Origin of the sequence: Streptococcus sp. A22 (genome assembly GCF_043674215.1) — a bacterium.
GTDB lineage: Bacteria > Bacillota > Bacilli > Lactobacillales > Streptococcaceae > Streptococcus > Streptococcus suis_V.
Map to the genome: position 1 here is coordinate 1 of NZ_JBIMJQ010000064.1, position 1826 is coordinate 1826.

A 1826-nucleotide genomic window follows, 5' to 3' on the forward strand; every position below is an offset into this window, starting at 1 on the left:
ACGAAATATACCTTGCAACAGGTGGATACAGAAAATGGCCTAGTGTCAATTTCATTTGATAAATCCTTCTTAGAGACTATCTCTGATGATTCAACTTTTCAGGCAGATGTTTACCTGCAGATGAAACGGATTGCGACTGGTCAGGTGGAGAATACCTACCATCATACAGTGAATGGCTATGTCATCAGCTCAAATACAGTTGTAACACATACACCTCAACCTGAAGAACCAAGTCCAAATCAACCCACACCACCTCAACCACCAATTGAGACTATTGCACCGCCTGTTCCAGCAAGCGTTTTGCCAAATACAGGGGAACAGGAATCCCTTTTGGGCTTGATTGGGGCTGGGATTTTACTCGGTACAGCTTATGGACTGAAGAAAAAGGAGGAGAAGTAAATGAATCCAAAAACCATTTATGAAAAGGATTCAGACCATGATGGTTTGACAGACGCTCAGGAACTAGCTCTGGGAACCAATCCATATGCTATTGACACAGATGGTGATGGTCAAGCTGATTTAGATGAGCTACAATCTGGACATTCACCACTAGTCTCACAAAAGGAGTTGTGTGATGGCTTGGAACTTTGACACAATGAAAGAGGCTTTGTCTGAAATGGAGAAGGACGATTACCAAGAGTTTATCAAAGCCTTTCTCTCTTTGGAATTAAGTATTTCTGATAGAACAATCCTCAATCAAGTTTATCAAGATTATATGGATGAAGATGACCTGTCCTTGATAAGTGATGAGCTACGAGATAAAGTGGATGGTTATCAGGATGAAGTAAAAGCTGATATGACTGATATTCTGGAAAAGCTGTACCGAACAGGTGAAGGCTCTAGTTTTATTATGGATCTAATGTCCTCAAATAGTCTTTCTGACACCTTGGAACAGTATGAGGTTTTGGATAGTGACGATTATTCACCACTTAGCCTTGAAACCTTACAGGCCATGATTCAACAGGACTTAGCCATTTCCAGTCAGGATTATTTTGGAGATTTGGTTCACCTCGCCTTGCAAAAAGATTTACTAGACCAGAAAAGTCATTTCTTACAACACTACGTGGCTACTGTATTGGAAGGTATACCACAAGAAAGAGACCAACGAGCCTTGGTCCTAGATTAACACAAAGGGCTGAGAAACACTCTCAGCCTTTTTTAAAATGGGAGGGGAAAATGAATCAAGAAGTCTTACTACAAATGATGAGAGCCACCATTCCTCGCGATAGAGCCTTGCTTGAGGAATTTTTATATTACCAAGCAAACCACTTTGATGAGGATTGGGATAGCCTTATCCAAGAATTTATTGTGAATAGAAAGGAAGTCCAAAGCCCTGTTCAGGTACTTCACTTTGAGACGGACGTTTCAGCTTTTGTCCAGGCTAGTCCTTATGATACTGCTCATGACCTGTTGACTTATACTCAAGTATTCGGTCATAAGGGTCTCCAAAAACTTGATAAATTATCGCCGTCTGAAAAAGACTTGGTGATAGAAGTAGCCTTGTTTAATCTGGCCACTCGGTTTCAATTATTAGACTCAAATGGTCATTACCAAACCATATCGCCGGATTCGCTCTTACAAAAGAGTAGGGGAGCCAATTTGGTCAATGTTTATCGTGTGGCTAATAATTTAGCGGATCGGATTAGCCGAGATATTGAACAGTTTCTCATGACTTACGAGCCTGAGCTTGAAACAAGAGTTGATGAAACTGTTCAAGACAAAGAAAAAACTGTTGATGAGCACAAAACAAGTGTTCATCAGGCAATATCTCTCCGAGAAGAGGGCTCTCTGGTTATTGCTAGTTTGGATGTAGATTTGTCTCAACT

The 1826-nt window shown here is 40.7% G+C and carries 3 protein-coding genes and 1 pseudogene; all 4 read left to right on the plus strand.

Going from position 1 to position 1826, the window contains the following annotated elements:
- The coding region (locus ACHBHN_RS11270; protein WP_394734157.1) for an LPXTG cell wall anchor domain-containing protein at positions 1-399 on the plus strand (399 nt) is incomplete at its 5' end.
- Positions 400-591 (plus strand): thrombospondin type 3 repeat-containing protein, encoded by a 192-nt coding sequence (locus ACHBHN_RS11275; protein WP_044981103.1) that lies wholly within the window; start codon positions 400-402, stop codon positions 589-591.
- Complete coding sequence (locus ACHBHN_RS11280) at positions 575-1126, plus strand: hypothetical protein (RefSeq protein ID WP_394734158.1); 552 nt, start codon at positions 575-577, stop codon at positions 1124-1126. The genes ACHBHN_RS11275 and ACHBHN_RS11280 overlap by 17 nt, the downstream gene beginning before the upstream one ends.
- A gap of 50 nt (positions 1127-1176) precedes the next feature.
- Positions 1177-1826: pseudogene (locus ACHBHN_RS11285) on the plus strand (hypothetical protein); the annotation flags it as partial.